Here is a 17224-nt window from a genome sequence, read left to right on the forward strand (position 1 = left end):
TGTCGAAGGAAGGGCTTTTTTGCAAAGATCTCTGGCTGTGATTAAACGCGAAACCAAATCCACAAAAAATATGGTGATGATTACCGGCTATTTGTTCCTGATGGCTTACTTTGCCGCATTTGTGGTTTACCAAATTACTTCAAGGATAATGTGATGACTCAATATATTATCGTCGGCTTGATTATGCTCGCTTGCGTATTCTTCCTCTTGCGAAAATTCGTATTCAAACCGAAAAAACGCGATTGCAGCAGCGGCTGCGGCAAATGCGGCGGTTGCGGTTAAATAAAGAGGGTTCGACAAGTAAAGGCCGTCTGAAATCGTTTCAGACGGCCTTTTGTATATTTGGGCTATGGTTGAAACGACAGGAATATCGAATATGCCGCCGGATGTCAGTAGTCGAATCCATGGCTTTTCAAACGAACCCTAAGCGTGAACTTCAACAACCCAGGCAATCCATCTAAATCGCTCTATAACAAAAGGCCGTCTGAAAACCAAACTTCGGCTTTCAGACGGCCTCATACATTCCAAAATTTCAACCAACCTTATTTCAACGCTTCCAGCAGCTTCCCGTGTATCCCGCCAAAACCGCCATTGCTCATCACCAAAATATGGTCGCCTGCTTCGGCATTTTTCACGATTTCGGCAACGAAGGCATCGAAGTCTTGTCCGACGTGCAGCTTGCCGCCCAAAGGAGCGAGGGCTTCGGCGACGTTCCAGTCCACGCCGCCGGCGTAGCAGAACACTTGGTCTGCATCTTTGAGGCTTTCGGGTAAGGCGGCTTTCATGGTGCCGAGTTTCATGGTGTTGGAACGCGGCTCGAGGACGGCGAGGATGCGGGCGTTTCCGACGCGCTGGCGCAGGCCTTCGATGGTGGTTTCGATGGCGGTCGGGTGGTGGGCGAAGTCGTCGTAAACAGTGATGCCGTTTACCGTGCCTTTGATTTCCATGCGGCGTTTGACGTTTTTAAACGCGCTCAAGGCTTCGCAGGCGGTCTGAATATCGACGCCGGCATGGCGTGCGGCAGCGATGACGGCGAGCGCATTCATGCGGTTGTGTCCGCCCATCAAATTCCATGCGACGTGTCCGGCTTTTTTACTGTCAAGCAACACGTCGAACGAGCCGTCTGCATTCACTTCGCCGACCTGCCAGCCGTGTTCGGTACCGAATTTTTCCACCGGTGTCCAGCAGCCTTTGTCGAGAGTGTCTTGCAGGCTTTGTTGCTGTCCGTTGCAGATGATTAAGCCTTCGGACGGCACGGTGCGCACGAGGTGGTGGAACTGGGTCTGTATCGCGCCCAAATCGGCGAAGATGTCAGCGTGGTCAAATTCCAGATTGTTCAACACGGCAGTACGCGGACGGTAATGTACGAATTTGGAGCGCTTGTCGAAAAAGGCGGTATCGTATTCGTCGGCTTCGATGACGAAAAACGGCGATTTGCTGTTTGGATCTTGGCGCGGCGTTTGCGGCAGGCGGGCGGAAACGCTGAAGTTTTCCGGTACGCCGCCAATCAGGAAGCCTGGTGCGAGACCGGCATATTCCAAGACCCATGCCAGCATAGAGGCGGTAGTCGTTTTGCCGTGTGTTCCGGCTACGCCGAGTACCCAGTGTTGGTGTAATACGTTTTCAGCAAGCCATTGTGGGCCGGAAATATAAGGTAGGCCGCGGTTTAAAATCGCTTCAACCACATCCATGCCGCGTTTGGCAACATTGCCGATAACGTAAATATCGGCTTTAAATTCGTCTAATTGAGCGGCATCAAAACCTTCGTGTACGCCTATACCTAAGGCTTCAAGCTGGGTGCTCATCGGCGGATACATCTTCGCGTCGCAACCGCTGACTTTAAAACCTGCTTCTTTGGCAATAGCCGCTACGCCGCCCATAAATGTGCCGCCGATACCGATAATGTGGATGTGTTTCATAATCTTGAATCTTTAAATGAAGTTAAATCTAAAATACTGTTTGAAAGTACGATGACGAAATGACTAACAACTCATGCAGTTTCCATTTTCAGCATTGCATGGTTAAGTTATTAGCGGTTGTTTTTAAAAATAACGCAGGGCAACATCGGCAAGCAGTTTTTGCTCTTCGCGGCTCAAATGGCGTAAATCAGTTATAAAGGGCTTTCTGTTGGTGTTTTGGGTAAAACGGATGATCGGGTTTGGTGTTTACTGAAAAACAGCTTTTTACAGCCCATCATTTTCAGACGACCTATCTCACTCCATTGGATCGTGATAAGGCTCGTCCAAATAATAAGGTTTCGCTTTCAATCTTTCCCATTTGACTTTCGGACGGTCTTTCGACGAACCGAACACATTGCCGCCAGTCGTTCTCTTCCGCTTTCCAGTCAGATAATTGTCGCTGTACTCCTCAATTTCGCCCGAAGCTCTGTGATATTCGTGATATGAATATCCAATCAGGAGAAAGCGGTCGTTTTGGTAACGGAATAGGTAGTCACTGCGGTCTTTCCACCAGTTTCCGCAACTGAAAAAATCTTCAAAATGGACTTTCAGACGACCTTTATCGATGGATACATCAGAAAGCGGGTCATTCAGACATCCTTTATCTTTATCGCTTTCAGGCGGAATCAACGTTGTGTTTTCGACAGCCGTCTTGTAACCGTCTGCCTGCTTGAACAATACTTTCAACATCCTCGGATTGGTATCCAATTCAGGTAGTCCCATAGAGTCGTTTGGGATGATGTTTGCCTTGTCTTGCTTTTGCAGCACCAAAACAGCATCGGCTTGATTGTCGCCGTTTAAATCCCCCTCCACGCTTTTGATGATTTTCCAACCTTTTGGAACGTACGCGGAAAAATCGGCGGCGCAAACAGGCAGGGCGATGCAGGATAAAAATATCAATATGCTGCGTTTCATAGCAATTCCTGATGATGGCAAATTCAATAGCCCGTAGCACGGGCTTTGCTCGCGAAACCTAATGCCGAAACCGACTGATTTCGGATTTTAGCGAAACTCGCTTCGCTCGTTTTCAGACGACCTCGAACGCAGCCCTGACCCTGTCCAAATCCTCTTGCGTATCCACGCCGGCGGCAGGGGCTTCTTTGGCGGTTTCGACGGCAATCGGGTAGCCGTGCCACAGGACGCGCAGTTGTTCCAACGATTCGATGGTTTCCAGCGGCGAAACGCTCATTTCGGCGTAGCGTTGCAGGAAGCCTGCGCGGTAGGCGTAGATGCCGATATGGCGCAGGACGGCGGTTTCGGCGGGCAATTCGCGTTTTTCAGCACGCATGGCATCGCGTGGATAGGGAATCGGGGCGCGGCTGAAGTAGATGGCGTTGCGGTTTTTGTCGAGGACGACTTTGACGACGTTGGGATTCATAAATTCGTCGAAATCGTGCAATTCGTGTGCCGCGGTCGCCATCTGCACGTTGTTTTCCACCAAGACTTCGGCGGTGCGGTCGATGAGTTCGGGGGCAATCAGCGGCTCGTCGCCCTGTACGTTGACGACCACCAGATGTTGCGGCAGTTTCAGCGCAGCAGCGGCTTCGGCAAGGCGGGTCGTGCCGCTTTCGTGCCGGTTTGAAGTCATGACGACTTCGACGCCGTGCGCCTGACAGGCTGCATGAATATCGGGATGGTCGGTGGCAACGACGACGCGCGCGGCTTTGCTTTTTGCCGCCTGTTCGGCAACGCGCACGACCATCGGTTTGCCGTGAATATCCGCCAAGGCTTTTCCGGGTAGGCGCGATGAATCCAGCCGCACCGGAATCAATACGACGAATTCGGTCATGCTTTGAGTTCCTCTTCGCTCAACGCTCGTGCTTCGTTTTCCAGCATATAGGGAATGCCGTCTTTAATCGGATAAGCCAGCTTCGCCTGACGGCTCCACAATTCCTGTTTGTCCTGATGATATTCCAGCCTGCCTTTGGTAACGGGGCAGACGAGGATGTCTAAGAATTTTTTTTCCATGGGGTTTCTTTCGGGTTTGATGGTTTTAGCGAAGCTCGCTTCGCTCGTTTTCAGACGGCCTCAAGCGGCATTATTTTCTCCGTGCCGCTTTTGGGGGTTGCGTTGAGCAGTCTGGGGCAGGATTTTTGCCGCCGCACATAATCTGATGGATTTCTCGGACTAATTTTTCGTTTTGATTTGATTTTTCGTATTTTTCGGTGACGATGGTCATCATCGGATTCGTCGTTGCCTCAAGATAGCGCGGCATTTTATCGAGTATAGACTGACCTACCTCCGTGCCGTAAAATCCGATCAACGCATCGACTTCTTCCTGAGTATAAACCGTCTTTATGCCGTCCATACCTGCTTTACGAAATTGGGCACGCACTTGCGGCGTATTGATTTCGGTAACTATTCGATTTGCATGATTTCTCAAGGCTGCTTCCAACTGCGGACGCTTGTCGGCCGGTGCATCTTTCAAAAAATTCTGTATATTCGGATTAGCAAGCATAATGCCCTCAACCCTTTGTAAAGACTGATCCAACAGAGCGTCCATCCTTTGTACTTCAAACAGACGCTCCAGCGACGCATCGCTGGGCGGGGCGGCAAATGCGTTGGCACACAATGCCAGCGCGGCGAAGGGCAATAATAAGGTTTTCAGTTTCATATCCACTCCTTTAACGAATGATTAATGCAGATAAAAAATACAACCGGCTTCCATCATTCCTGCGCAGAAGGGAATCCGGAGATTTGGGATTTCTGAAGTCCCCCAGGCATTCCTGAAAATTCAAGGTCTGGATTCCCGCCAGCACGGGAATGACGGCGTGAGGCGTTATTATTCGAGTCCATGATAACTTCGCCTAAACCGTGCTTTCAGACGACCTTCGGCGCACGCTCCAGCCGTCCCAACACAAATCCTGCCAAATCAGGCTCGATTATCGCACAAACAGGCAATACCCATACATGATTCATATTGAGGCCGTCTGAAAACTTGACCGCATCCTTTTCCGTAATAATCACCGTGTCCGCATCCGGCAAATCTGCCGCTGCAATGTCGGCATGGTCGGGCAGCGCGATGGTTTGGTTCAACGTGATGCCCATGTTCCGCAGCGAATCGAAAAAACGCTCCGGCTTGGCGATACCCGCCACGGCGGCGACGGTTTGGTTTTTCAGACGACCTGTGTCCAGTATTTCGGACGGATGGTTCAAACGGTAAATCCGTCCCGTTTCAATACGGCTGTGGAACATATTTTCAGACGGCGCAAACGACGCATCTGCCATGCCGCCGCTGATCACGACCGCATCCACCGAATTCAGCCGCGACAAAGGTTCGCGCAAACTGCCGTTGGGCAGTAAATCCAAATCCGTTCGCCCCGTATCCGCCGCCGGAAACACCGCGATTTCGACATCGCGCCGCAGGGCGTAATGCTGCAAACCGTCGTCCGCCACAATCAGCCCGATGTCGGTATGCGCCGCCAGCAACGCCCTGCCTGCCTCCAAGCGGCTGCTGCCCACCGCCGTCGGCGCACCGGTTTTACGGAACAGCAGCAAAGGCTCGTCACCCGCATCTTCCGCTCGGCTCGCGGTATTCAATACATGAACCGCCTTGCTCTTGCGCCCGTAGCCCCGGCTGATGATGCCGACCTTGACGCCTTTTTCCTGCAAACCCGACACCAGCGCGGCGACAATCGGCGTTTTCCCCGTCCCGCCCGCGTGGATATTGCCGACCACGACCACAGGCACGGGCAGCTTTTCGCTTTTCAGACGGCCTGAAACGAAATCATCTCGCCGTTTCGCCGCAATTTTGGCAAACAGTTTGGATAAGGGCTTGAGCAGGAAAGATAAAAACGGATTGGGGTGTTGCCAATGGCGTTCGATGATTTGATGGGGCTTGGGCATTCAGACGGCCTTCGGGGTACGGGGTGGGAATGTATGGCGGCAGGCAGGTTTTATAGCGGGTTGAATTGAAACCGGTGCGGCGTTGCCCCGCCTTAGCTCAAAGAGAACGATTCTCTAAGGTGCTGAAGCACCAAGTGAATCGGTTCCGTACTATCTGTACTGTCTGCGGCTTCGCCGCCTTGTCTTGATTTTTGTTCATCCGCCATATCTTTCGGTTGGGTTGTCGTGGCAATCAATATGATGAAACGGAAATGGTTTCTATGCGGGAGTTTTTGCGATAGCGGCGGGTTTGGTTCGGTATTTTGTCTTGATCCGCATAAATTCCCGCCCCGCTTTCGACTCGGAACGTCATCTGTTTCGGCATACGGGTAAATTCGGCGGTTTCGCGCATTTCGATTTCCGACAGGTTGATGCGTTTGAGCTTGCCCAGTTTTGCTTCCGCATCTTGGATTTCCATGCCCGGGCGGATGCCAGAAGCGGTGCGGCAGGCCGGGGAGGAGGTGCCCAGCCAGATAATTTTCTTATTCAGCCGCAAAGGCGCATCGGGATCGTCGTCGCCGTTCAAATGGGCCGACACGGTAATATCTTTGGACAGTGTGATGTCGACAAAGGCCGCACCTTCGGCATCACTTTCCCGTTTGAATTTCGCTTTGGGAAATTTTTGCCTGACCTGTTTCAGGTTCTGCCCGAGTGAGACGTTGCCGATGCTGGTCGGACTGATCAGGCATTCTGCGGCGGCGGGCAGGGTGCAGCCGAAAGTCAGTGTCAGGAAGATGCCGATTTTGTTCATTTTCGTTTCCGTGGATGGAAAGGGGCAAACCCCGATATTATCATTTCAGACCGTCTGAAAATATGTTCGGGAAACCCGCTTTTCAGACGGCCTGGCCGTATGCGGCGTCGTTGTTCAGCGTGCCGCCATTTCCAGCAGTTCGGCGGCATGGCTGCGCGTGGTGGCGGTGAGGGTTTCGCCGCCGAGCATACGGGCGATTTCTTCCACCCGTTCTTCGGCGGAGAGTACGCGGATGCTGCTGACGGTTTGCTCGCCCTCGCTGTTTTTCCTGACCTGCCAATGCTGTTCGCCGCAGGCGGCCACTTGGGGCAGGTGGGTAACGGCCAGCACTTGGTGTTTCCTGCCGAGGCTCCGCAGGGCGCGGCCCACCGTTTCGGCCACGCCGCCGCCGATGCCGGTGTCCACTTCGTCGAAAATCAGGGTCGGCGTTTGGGTATATTGGCTGGTGACGACTTGCAGGGCGAGGCTGATGCGCGCCAGTTCGCCGCCGGAGGCGACTTTGTTCAGCGGGCGCAGCGGGCTGCCTTTGTTGGCGGCTACTTGGTATTGCACTTGTTCCAGTCCGAAGGCGGACGGGGAGGCGGGCAGCAGTTCGATGTGGAAGCGCGCACCCTTCATGGCCAATTCCTGCATGTGGGCGGCGGTTTCGCTGCCGAGGCGTTCGGCGGCCTGACGGCGGCCGGCGGAAAGTTGCTGTGCCGCTTCGTGGTATTGTTTTTCGCAGCGTTCGGCAGCGGTTTCGAGGGCGGCAATGTCGGCGGCGGCTTGAAACTGTTGCAGCGCGGCTTCGATTTCCTGCATTTTAGCCGGCAAATCCTGCGGTTCGACGCGGTATTTGCGCGCCATGCCCATCAGTTCGCCCAGGCGTTGTTCTTGTGCGGCCAGTTCGGCCGGATCGAGGTCGCTGCGGGAGGCTACGTCGCGCATGTTGGCGGATACTTCGCCCAATTCGGCTTCGATGCTGGCCAGAAGGTTCAGGCTTTCGTTGAAGCGCGGCTCTATGCGGCTGAGGGCTTCGAGCTTTTTCTGGCAGCGGTAGATTTGCGCCTGCAGGCCGTTGTCGCCGTTGATGGCTTCTTCAGTTTCCTGTGCGGTTTCCATCAATTCGGCGGCGTGGGCGAGGCTGTCGTGGCTTTGGCTGACGGTTTCCCATTCGCCGGGCGCGGGGGCGAGGCGGCTGAGTTCGTCAAACTGCCATTCCAGCCGTTCGCGTTCGATTTGCAGGTTTTCGCTTTGGGTTTGGGCGGCCTTCAGGGCTTGGTTGGCGTTTTGCCAGCTTTGGTAGGCGGCTTTGACTTCGCCCGCCAGTGCGGTGCAGCCGGCAAAGGCATCCAGCAGTTCGCGCTGCGCGGCTTCTTGGTTGAGCGAGTGGTGGGCGTTTTGGCCGTGAATGTCGATCAGGCGGCTGCCTATGCTTTTCAGTTGCGACAGGGTGGCGGCCTGGTTGTTGATGTAGCTGCGGCTTTTTCCTTTGGCATCGATGATGCGGCGGACGGAGAGTTCTTCCGCATCTTCCGCCAGCAGCCCTTGTTCGCGCAGTTCGGCCTGCAATTCGGGCAGTTCGGAAAGGTCGAACAGAGCGGAGAGGCGTGCTTCTGCCGCGCCCTGCCTGATTTGGCCGTAGTCGGCCTTGTCGCCCAACAGCAGGCCGATGGCGTCGAGGGTGATGGATTTTCCGGCGCCGGTTTCGCCGGTCAATACGGTGAAACCAGGTTGGAAGTCGAGGTTGAGTCGGTCTACGATGACGAAGTCGTTGAGGGAAAGTGCCAGCAGCATGGTGAATCCTTTGGATGTCGTGGGCGGCGATTATATAGGGGAAGCGGCCGTGAGACGACTGTTTGCTTGTCTTGCGCGGTCGCGGCGGGGCAAAGGCCGTCTGAAAGTAAGGTATAATCCGCGCCGTTTTTAAAATTACACCGGATAAATTATGTTTAAAGAAGCCGAACGATACCTTTCCACCGTGCGCGATATGTTGCGCTTTGCCGTCAGCCGTTTCAATGAGGCGGGGCTGGCGTTCGGCCACGGCAGCGACAATGCGCACGACGAAGCCGCTTATCTGATCCTGCACACGCTGAATCTGCCGCTGGATTTGCTGGAACCTTATCTGGACGCGGTTTTGCTGCCGTCTGAAAAACGCGGCCTGCTGGCTTTGATCGAGCGGCGGGTAAACGAACGTGTGCCGGTGGCGTATTTGACGAATCAGGCTTGGCAGGGCGAATTTGATTTTTATGTGGACGAACGGGTGCTTGTGCCGCGTTCGTTTATTTATGAACTGCTGGGCGAACCGCTGCGCCCGTGGATAGAGTATGACGAGCTGGTGCATACGGCTTTGGATTTGTGCACCGGAAGCGGCTGTCTGGCCATCCAGATGGCGCATCACTATCCGGCGGCGGACGTCGATGCGGTCGATATCAGCCTGGATGCGCTGGAAGTGGCGGCCGTCAATGTGGAAGATTACGGCTTGGAAGACCGTATCAATCTGATTCATACGGATTTGTTCGAAGGCTTGGAAGGCACTTACGACTTAATCGTTTCCAATCCGCCCTATGTCGATGCCGAGTCGGTGGCCGAACTGCCGCCGGAATATTTGCACGAGCCGGAAGAGGCCTTGGGCAGCGGCGAAGACGGATTGGACGCGACGCGGCAAATTATTCTGCAGGCGGCGAAGTTCCTCAATCCGCGCGGCGTGCTGCTGGTAGAAATCGGCCACAACCGCGATGTGTTGGAAGCCGCTTATCCCGAACTGCCGTTTACCTGGCTGGAAACCAGCGGCGGCGACGGCTTCGTGTTCCTGCTGACGCGCGAACAGTTGCTGGGTGAGGAATAAGCGGAAGCAGTGCCGCCCGGCATTGAAAAAAGCCTGAGGCCGTCTGAAAACCGTTTTTTCTTGTCGGAAACGGTTTTCAGACGGCCTCGGCCGTAATGGGCTGCCTTATCGGGCATCTGCCTGTTGCAGTATGGCGGGGGCGAAACGTTGGATGGTGTCGCGCAGGGGAATCAATTTGCCGTGGAAGAAGTGCGAGGCTTGGGGGATGAGGATGACGGGGATGTCTTGTCCGGCCGCCCAGTCCAATGCCTGCTGCGGTTTGACGACTTCGTCCAGCTCGCCGTGTATCAGCAGGGTGCGGGCCGGGTTCGGCGCATCGGGTTCGCGTTCGCGATCGTAGTGGCGCACGGCAGGGCCCATCAGCAGCAGTAAGTCAGGGGTCTGGCGGGCGGCGGCGAAAAGGGAAACGTAGCCGCCGAAGGAAAAGCCCGCGATGACCAGTTTCGGTACTTCGGGGTGGCGGCTGCGGGCGTAGTCGATAACGGCCAGGCAGTCTTCCGTTTCGCCACGGCCGTAATCGTGTTCTCCGCCGCTGTTGCCGACGCCGCGCAGGTTGGGCAGGTAACAGTGGAAACCCAGCCGGTTGAGGGCTTTGGCTGCGGTTTGGATGACTTTGTTGGTGTTGGTGCCGCCTTGCAGCGGGTTGGGGTGGTTGATGACCGCCACGCCCTGCGGGGCGGTTTGCGACGGCAGGAAAATGGTTTCGAGCGTGCCTACGGGGCCGTTGATGCTCAAAACTTCCGGTTGGTTCATGATGGCGTTCCTTGCGGTTTCGGATGGCGGATTGTAAAGGCGGCGGTCGGGCTTTGTCTATGAAGGATAGCCTGAACGATTTTTCAGACGGCCTTTACATCACCGCGCCTTTCCGTTATTTTCCTTCCCCCGCTTTCCACACCAAACATTCTAATCATGAAAAAAATCACTCCGGACAACCTGCCCGTCCTGCTGGCCGAGGCACTGGCGAAAAAGGATATGGCGACGATACTCGACGCGCTGGTGCAATTTTTGCGCAGGGGCGGTATCAGGCGCGCGGGGCAGCGTTTCGACCTTTTGCTGGATGTGCTGCGGCGGGATTCGGAATTGGCGGCACTGTTCGGCAGCCGTTTTTACCAATGGCTGGGCGGCGTACACGTTTATCCGGCCTTGGTCGGCTTGGGCATTTTTTCGCGCAGCGGTTTTGCACGCGAAATCGGTATCCGAATCTATGAACGCTTTATGCCGTCGTTTAAGGATTTGAATAACCTGCGCGATGTCTTCCTGCATCTGTTTCATTCGCAGAACGATGAAAAATGGCTGGAAACCATTAACTTGCGCCGTTGGTTGAAGCTGTACGGCTGCCTGCGTGCGGGCGCGGAGGATGCAACGGTTCAGACGGCCGCAAGGCATCTGACGCAGGCGCGGCTTCATGCCTTGGAAATGCTGTCGATTTGGGTGGCGGCGGAGGAATTGGAACCCGAGTTTACCCGCATCGAACCGAAACTGATGGAAGTGGATTCGGCATTCGTCGCCCTGCATCAGGAAATCAGCCGGCTGGTGGCGCATTACCGCCGGCCCGATTGCAAAGAGGCATTCGATACCGCCCACCTCGAAGTGATGATGGAGCAATGCCGGCAGCAGGTGGAGAGGCTGCGCAAACGGGGCACCGGCGCGGGCGCGGGTTCGTCGGTCAAGGTGGCGCACCTATTGGAAAGGCTGTCGCAAACGCTCGACCGGTTGGATGTATTGTTGGAAATCCAAACGGCTGAAAACGTCCGCGCCTACCGCCGCCATACCGTACGTTTGCTGCGTTCCCTGACGATGGCCGCCGTGGAACAGCACAGCACGGAGCTGCTGAGGCGGCGCAGCATCAAAATGCTGGCGCGCAGCATTACGGAGAACTCCAGCGGCCACGGCGAACATTACATCACGCGCAACAGGCGCGAATATTGGGGCATGTTGGCTTCGGCTTCGGGCGGCGGCGTGATTATCGCCCTGATGGCGGGCAATAAAATCAACATTGCCGGCTGGGGCTTGGGCGATTTCTCCACCGCCCTGCTGTCCGGTCTGAACTACGGCTTGGGCTTTATGTTCATCCACATGGTGCACTGTACCGTGGCCACCAAACAGCCTGCCATGACCGCTTCCCGCATCGCCGAATCGGTGGAGCAGGGCGACAAGGTGCGCGGCGCGGTGGAAGGCAAACTGGCCAAATTGCTGATCGACGTCGCGCGTTCGCAGACCGTGGCGGTGTTCGGAAACGTCTGCATCGCCGTACTGGTGGCCACGCTGGTGTCGTTGTCTTTCGCACAAAACAACGGCCGGCCGTTCTTGGATGCTGATGCGGTTGCCTACCAGTTCAAATCGCTCCAGCCGTTCACCCAGCCGACGCTGTGGTATGCCGCAATCGCGGGTGTGTGGCTGTTTTGCTCCGGCATCATCTCCGGCTTTTTCGACAACCGCGCCGACTACCTCAACCTGCGCCAACGCCTGACGGTGCAGCCGTTGCTGAAAAAAATCCTGCCGCCGGGCATCCGCGCCCGTTTGGCCGACTATCTGCACCGCCACTACGGCTCGCTGGCGGGCAATTTCATTTTCGGCATGCTGTTGGGCATGACGGGCTGGGTCGGCCACCTGCTCGGCCTGCCGCTGGACATCCGCCACGTTGCCTTTTCTTCGGCCAACTTGGGTTACGCCGCCGTCAGCGACGGCAGTAACATTCTATATTTCCTGATAAATCTGGCTTTTGTGTTGATGATAGGCGCGGTAAACCTGTTGGTCAGCTTCTCGCTCGCGCTGATTGTCGCCCTGCGTTCGCGCGGTACACGCATCGAAAGCCTGTCGAAACTGATAGACTCGATGTGGATGCAGATCAAAGCCAATCCGATGAGTCTGATTTATCCTGTTCAGACGGCCTCAGACATTCAAAAAGCAGTAAAAGAAAACAAAAACGGCGGATAGGCCGTCTGAAAAAAGCAAATCCATTTAGCGAGGCACAACCATGCAAGCACAATTTCTGACACTCGACGGTATCGACGGTTCGGGCAAATCCACCCATCTGGAAACCATGCGCGAATGGTTTGAACGGCGCGGAATGCCAGTTCTGTTCACCCGCGAGCCGGGCGGCACGCCTTTGGGCGAAGAATTACGCCGCCTGCTGCTCTCGCCCGACAGCCGCGTCGGACTGCGTACCGAAACCCTGCTGATGTTCGCCGCCCGCCGCCAGCATTTGGAAGACGTGATACTGCCGGCTTTGGATAAAGGCATCCACGTTGTTTCCGACCGTTTCACCGATGCCACCTTCGCTTATCAGGGCGGCGGGCGCGGTATTCCGTCGGTGGACATCGAAGTGTTGGAAAACTGGGTGCAGGGCAGCCTGCGCCCGAACCTGACCCTGCTGCTGGATGTGCCGCTTGAGGTATCGTTCGAACGCATTGCCCGTTCGCGTGAGAAAGACCGTTTCGAACAGGAAGAGGCGGAGTTTTTCGCCCGCGTGCGCGGTGCTTATCTCGATCGTGCCGCCGCCCATCCGCAACGCTACCGCGTCATTGACAGTAACCGGAGCAGGGAAGAAGTGCGTGCGGCGGTAGAAGCGGCCTTGCAGGCGCATTTCGAGGCCGTCTGAAAACAGCGGACGCTTGTCGTACGGCCGTTTGATTTTTGAATCGAGTTGTTGTTTGCGCGATAAAAAACGCCGAATTCATGATTGATTCATGAGTTCGGCATTTTTGTACGGTAAATCCGTTTTATGCTTGCTATGGAATGGGATTCCCTCAGCCTGAAGAGCTTGAGGTCTGAGATGCCGTCGATATGAAGCGGGCCGGTTTGCATGATTCATGCAAACAGTAAAAGCGGATAAAGCCGCCATACTCTTTTCAGACGGCCTCATTATTGATTGCCGCCGAGTTTATTCTTCGGCAGGAAGTTCCATTTCCAAAACGGCCTGTTTCTGCCGTTCGCGGAAATCGGCCAGTTTGGCCGCCAGTTCGGGATCGTGGTTTGACAACAGGGAAACCGCAAACAGCGCGGCATTCGCCGCTCCGGCTTCGCCGATGGCGAAGGTGGCGACGGGTATGCCTTTGGGCATTTGGACGATGGACAAGAGGGAATCTTCCCCCCTCAGATATTTGCTCGGCACGGGTACGCCCAGTACGGGCAGGGTGGTTTTTGCCGCCACCATGCCGGGCAGGTGGGCCGCGCCGCCCGCTCCGGCGATGATGGCCTGAATGCCGCGCTTGCATGCGGTTTCCGCGTATTCAAACATCAAATCCGGCGTACGGTGGGCGGAAACGACGCGCGCTTCGTAAGAAATACCGAATTGTTCGAGAAATTGGGCGGCATGCCGCATAACGGGCCAGTCGCTGTTGCTGCCCATGATGATGCCGATTTTTGCCATGGTGGTTCCTTAATCGTTTGATGGGTAGGCAGGGTTTCAAACCCTGAGGATGCTGGTTTTGATTTTGCCTGAAACGGGTATCGTTTCAAAAACGGCAGGCGTTGCCGGAATGCTCCGCAGTCCGCCCCGCTGCCGGTTCTGTCCTAACGCCAAATTTTCAAATTTTTGATATTTTGCCGTGCTTTGGAAAAAATGTCTTCCGATTCTTGCGCGTTGTTGTTGCCGGAATGGTTGGCATCGGCCGCATCGTCATCGATAAAGGCGGGGAATACAGCCGGATTTTGTGAGCGGCGCGAATTTTGGAAGGCTGCCCGAACCGCTGCTTCGGCTTCTAATTCGTCGTAAGAAGATTTGGCGGCCAAATATTTTTGCACGGCGGGGATAAAACCTTTGTCGTGATGGCTGATATGGGTAAACAGCCAGTTGTGCAGTATGCCCAGCAGTTCTTGTCCGATGTCTTCGCCTTCGCGCTGTTTTTGTTGGATTTCCCTGACTTTATCGACAAAACGCTGATGGATTTGTTTGTGTTGTTTGCTAAGCGGATATCCGGCATCGTCCATCAGTTTTTCTTCATCGGAAAAATGTTCGACCGTATAGCGGATTAGGTCTTCGATGATTTTCCCCTCCGCCTCGAAATCCTTGCGTTGATTGGCTTCGTGCAGTTCGTTAATGCAGCGGACCAGGATTTTATGTTGCTCATCCACCAATTCTATGTGGGTGTCGAGATCCGGAGTCCAGTCGAAATAGCTCATTTTATGGTTTCCTGTTCTGATGGTTTTCCCTGTGAGGGCGGTATTGTAATGATGCAAGTACTCTGCGGCTTAATCTAAGTCAAAGAATATAGCCGGCAGGAAGCGCATCATTTCAGACGGCCTGAGAGGGAGGGGGCAGGCTGCTGAAGAATGAGATTGACACAATCGGGCTGATTTAAAGCATTTATGATTTCGATATGTTAAGTCTGCCGCATATTTTGTCGTTTTTGTGTTAATCTTATAAGCGGGCTTCACACTACCATCTTTAGTCTCCCCACATAAAGGCACTGTGGTGGTTGTTTGCCCGGTGTCATAACTCAGGCCCTTTGTATTTATTTATATATTCTAAGGATTCAACCATGAAATCGCTGAAAACGTTCCTTATATGGGGCATTGTGGTTTTAGTCGGCCTAGCCTCCTTTACCACCTTGGCCGTCAGCCGCGGCGAGCATGTCAGTGCGATATGGATGGTAACCGCCGCCATATCGGTCTACTGCATCGCCTATCGTTTCTACAGCTTGTACATTGCCAAAAACGTGATGCAGCTCGATCCGAACCGCCTCACACCAGCCGAACGGCACAACGATGGTTTGGACTATGTGCCGACGCATAAAGGCGTATTGTTCGGCCACCACTTTGCCGCGATTGCGGGCGCAGGCCCTTTGGTCGGTCCCGTACTGGCTGCGCAAATGGGTTATCTGCCGGGTACGCTGTGGATTATCTTCGGCGTAGTGTTTGCCGGTGCGGTACAGGACATGATGGTCTTGTTCGTCTCCATGCGCCGTGACGGTAAGTCTTTGGGCGATATCGTAAAACAAGAACTGGGTACCGTGCCCGGCGTGATTGCGTCCATCGGCATTTTGATGATTATGGTCATCATCATGGCGGTGTTGGCGCTGATTGTGGTGAAAGCCTTGGTTCACAGCCCTTGGGGTACGTTCACCATCGCCGCCACCATGCCGATTGCGCTGTTTATGGGTATTTACACGCGCTATATCCGCCCGGGCAAAATCGGCGAGATTTCCATCGTCGGCTTTATCCTGCTGATGTTGGCCGTAATATATGGCGAAGACGTGGCGCACAGTTCCTTTGGCCACTGGTTCGACCTTGACGGTATCCAGCTCACTTGGGCGATTATGATTTACGGTTTCGTGGCTTCGGTATTGCCGGTTTGGTTGCTGCTGACTCCGCGCGACTATCTCTCTACCTTCCTGAAAATCGGTACGATTGTGGCCTTGGCTTTGGGCATCGTGATTGTTAATCCAGATCTGCGTATGCCTGCCGTAACCCACTTTATCGATGGTTCCGGCCCCGTATTCTCCGGCGCACTGTTCCCGTTCTTGTTCATTACCATTGCCTGTGGTGCGGTTTCCGGCTTCCACGCACTGATTTCTTCCGGAACCACACCGAAAATGGTTGAGAATGAAGAACACGTCCGCATGATTGGCTACGGCGGTATGATTATGGAAAGTTTCGTGGCCATTATGGCTCTGGCCGCCGCCTCATCGCTTGATCCGGGTGTATACTTCGCCATGAACAGCCCTGCCGCATTGATTGGTACCGATGCTGCAACTGCCGCACAAGTCATTACCACCAAACTGCAATTCCCTGTGGAAGCTGAAACACTGCTGCACACGGCAAAAGAAGTGGGTGAAAGCACCATCCTTTCCCGTGCCGGCGGTGCACCAACCCTCGCAGTCGGTATGGCGCACATCATGAGCCGCCTGATTCCCGGCGAAGCCATGATGGCATTCTGGTATCACTTTGCCCTGTTGTTTGAAGCCTTGTTCATTCTGACCGCCGTCGATGCAGGTACCCGCGTCGCACGTTTCATGATTCAAGACTTGGGCAGTATCTTCTACAAACCTTTCGGCAACACCGACTCCATCCCTGCCAACCTGGTTGCGACCTTCTTCGCCGTAGCATTGTGGGGCTACTTCCTCTACACCGGCGTGACCGACCCGTTGGGCGGCATCAACTCGCTCTGGCCTCTATTCGGCATCGCCAACCAAATGCTGGCAGGCGTAGCCTTGATTATGTGTGCCGTTGTGCTGATTAAGATGAAACGCGACCGTTATGTCTGGGTGGCACTCGTTCCTGCCGTCGGCGTACTGTTTGTAACCTGCTACGCCGGTCTGCAAAAACTGTTCCACAGCGACCCGCGCGTCAGCTTCTTGGCGCACGCCGGAAAATTCCAAACTGCTTTGGATGAAGGCAAAGTATTGCCGCCGGCCAAAGACATCGGCGAAATGTCGCAGATTATCTTCAACGACTACATCAATGCCGGCCTGACCGCATTGTTCCTCTCCGTCGTCGTCGTCGTTGCCATCTACGGCTGGCGCACCGCCCTGAAGGCGCGCAAAGTGGCTTGGCCGACCGCGAAAGAAATCCCTGCGGTGTACCGCGACGGCAAACAACCGGAGGCACAAGGTGAAGCGTAAACTTGCCGCCTGGTGGAAAACCGCCAGGCTGACCGCCAACCTGATGGCAGGTGTGCCCGATTATGAAAACTACGTTGCCCAACAGCGCAGGCATAATCCGAACGCCCCCGTGATGACCGAGCAGCAATTCCAAGACTATTGCCGCAAACGCCGCTGCGGCGCAAACGGCGGGCGATGCTGCTAAGGCGTAGTGCCATAATGAAGCAGGCTGAGACCTTTGCAAAATTCCTTTTCCTCA

General features: G+C 54.9%; 17 protein-coding genes. 6 read left to right on the forward strand and 11 right to left on the reverse strand.

The annotated features are described in order from the left end of the window. The first annotated feature begins 153 nt into the window (after positions 1-153). Positions 154-282 (forward strand): FeoB-associated Cys-rich membrane protein, encoded by a 129-nt coding sequence (locus HMPREF3107_RS11275; protein ID WP_003683546.1) that lies wholly within the window; start codon positions 154-156, stop codon positions 280-282. A gap of 260 nt (positions 283-542) precedes the next feature. On the opposite strand, the gene mpl is transcribed toward HMPREF3107_RS11275, so the two are convergent. The 8 genes from mpl to recN all read right to left on the reverse strand — a co-directional run bounded on the left by mpl (position 543) and on the right by recN (position 8370). Continuing rightward, on the reverse strand, positions 543-1919 hold the full coding sequence (mpl, locus tag HMPREF3107_RS01920) for a UDP-N-acetylmuramate:L-alanyl-gamma-D-glutamyl-meso-diaminopimelate ligase (RefSeq protein WP_070452760.1): 1377 nt from the start codon (positions 1917-1919) through the stop codon (positions 543-545). 294 nt (positions 1920-2213) lie between these two features. Beyond that, entirely contained in the window at positions 2214-2873 is a 660-nt protein-coding gene (locus HMPREF3107_RS01925; RefSeq protein ID WP_070452763.1) for a hypothetical protein, read from the reverse strand. Positions 2874-2985: 112 nt separating this feature from the next. Beyond that, positions 2986-3747, reverse strand: coding sequence for a 3-deoxy-manno-octulosonate cytidylyltransferase (gene kdsB / locus HMPREF3107_RS01930; protein ID WP_070452766.1), 762 nt, complete (start codon positions 3745-3747; stop codon positions 2986-2988). Next, positions 3744-3926, reverse strand: coding sequence for a Trm112 family protein (locus HMPREF3107_RS01935; protein WP_002221286.1), 183 nt, complete (start codon positions 3924-3926; stop codon positions 3744-3746). The genes kdsB and HMPREF3107_RS01935 overlap by 4 nt, the downstream gene beginning before the upstream one ends. A 70-nt stretch (positions 3927-3996) precedes the next feature. Continuing rightward, complete coding sequence (locus HMPREF3107_RS01940; RefSeq protein ID WP_070452769.1) at positions 3997-4572, reverse strand: DUF2059 domain-containing protein; 576 nt, start codon at positions 4570-4572, stop codon at positions 3997-3999. A 206-nt stretch (positions 4573-4778) separates the two neighbouring features. Next, positions 4779-5804 (reverse strand): tetraacyldisaccharide 4'-kinase, encoded by a 1026-nt coding sequence (gene lpxK, locus HMPREF3107_RS01945; protein WP_070452772.1) that lies wholly within the window; start codon positions 5802-5804, stop codon positions 4779-4781. Between the two features lie 232 nt (positions 5805-6036). Beyond that, positions 6037-6594, reverse strand: a complete 558-nt coding sequence (locus HMPREF3107_RS01950) for a hypothetical protein (protein ID WP_070452775.1) — start codon at positions 6592-6594, stop codon at positions 6037-6039. 114 nt (positions 6595-6708) lie between these two features. Further along, positions 6709-8370: a DNA repair protein RecN gene (gene recN, locus HMPREF3107_RS01955; protein WP_070452777.1), complete on the reverse strand. Its 1662-nt coding sequence runs from the start codon at positions 8368-8370 to the stop codon at positions 6709-6711. 151 nt (positions 8371-8521) lie between these two features. Between recN and prmB the strand changes: the two genes are divergently transcribed. Beyond that, a complete protein-coding gene (prmB, locus tag HMPREF3107_RS01960) occupies positions 8522-9421 on the forward strand; it encodes a 50S ribosomal protein L3 N(5)-glutamine methyltransferase (protein WP_070452780.1) in 900 nt (299 codons plus the stop codon). 105 nt (positions 9422-9526) lie between these two features. Here prmB and HMPREF3107_RS01965 read toward each other — a convergent pair whose 3' ends face one another. Next, on the reverse strand, positions 9527-10174 hold the full coding sequence (locus tag HMPREF3107_RS01965) for an alpha/beta hydrolase (protein ID WP_070452783.1): 648 nt from the start codon (positions 10172-10174) through the stop codon (positions 9527-9529). Positions 10175-10330: 156 nt separating this feature from the next. Between HMPREF3107_RS01965 and HMPREF3107_RS01970 the strand changes: the two genes are divergently transcribed. Then, positions 10331-12358: a site-specific recombinase gene (locus HMPREF3107_RS01970; RefSeq protein ID WP_070452786.1), complete on the forward strand. Its 2028-nt coding sequence runs from the start codon at positions 10331-10333 to the stop codon at positions 12356-12358. A 40-nt stretch (positions 12359-12398) separates the two neighbouring features. Further along, positions 12399-13022, forward strand: coding sequence for a dTMP kinase (tmk, locus tag HMPREF3107_RS01975; RefSeq protein WP_070452790.1), 624 nt, complete (start codon positions 12399-12401; stop codon positions 13020-13022). A 282-nt stretch (positions 13023-13304) separates the two neighbouring features. Here tmk and purE read toward each other — a convergent pair whose 3' ends face one another. Continuing rightward, positions 13305-13793, reverse strand: coding sequence for a 5-(carboxyamino)imidazole ribonucleotide mutase (purE, locus tag HMPREF3107_RS01980; RefSeq protein WP_070452793.1), 489 nt, complete (start codon positions 13791-13793; stop codon positions 13305-13307). Between the two features lie 143 nt (positions 13794-13936). Next, positions 13937-14545: a bacteriohemerythrin gene (locus HMPREF3107_RS01985; RefSeq protein ID WP_070452796.1), complete on the reverse strand. Its 609-nt coding sequence runs from the start codon at positions 14543-14545 to the stop codon at positions 13937-13939. Between the two features lie 359 nt (positions 14546-14904). Here HMPREF3107_RS01985 and HMPREF3107_RS01990 point away from each other — a divergent pair, with 359 nt between their 5' ends. Both HMPREF3107_RS01990 and HMPREF3107_RS01995 read left to right on the forward strand, forming a co-directional pair. Beyond that, complete coding sequence (locus HMPREF3107_RS01990) at positions 14905-16986, forward strand: carbon starvation CstA family protein (RefSeq protein WP_070452799.1); 2082 nt, start codon at positions 14905-14907, stop codon at positions 16984-16986. Continuing rightward, positions 16976-17170 (forward strand): YbdD/YjiX family protein, encoded by a 195-nt coding sequence (locus HMPREF3107_RS01995; protein WP_070452802.1) that lies wholly within the window; start codon positions 16976-16978, stop codon positions 17168-17170. Before HMPREF3107_RS01990 ends, HMPREF3107_RS01995 begins: the two co-directional genes overlap by 11 nt. Positions 17171-17224: the final 54 nt, after the last annotated feature.

Source organism: Neisseria sp. HMSC31F04 (assembly GCF_001807735.1).
Taxonomy (GTDB): domain Bacteria; phylum Pseudomonadota; class Gammaproteobacteria; order Burkholderiales; family Neisseriaceae; genus Neisseria; species Neisseria elongata.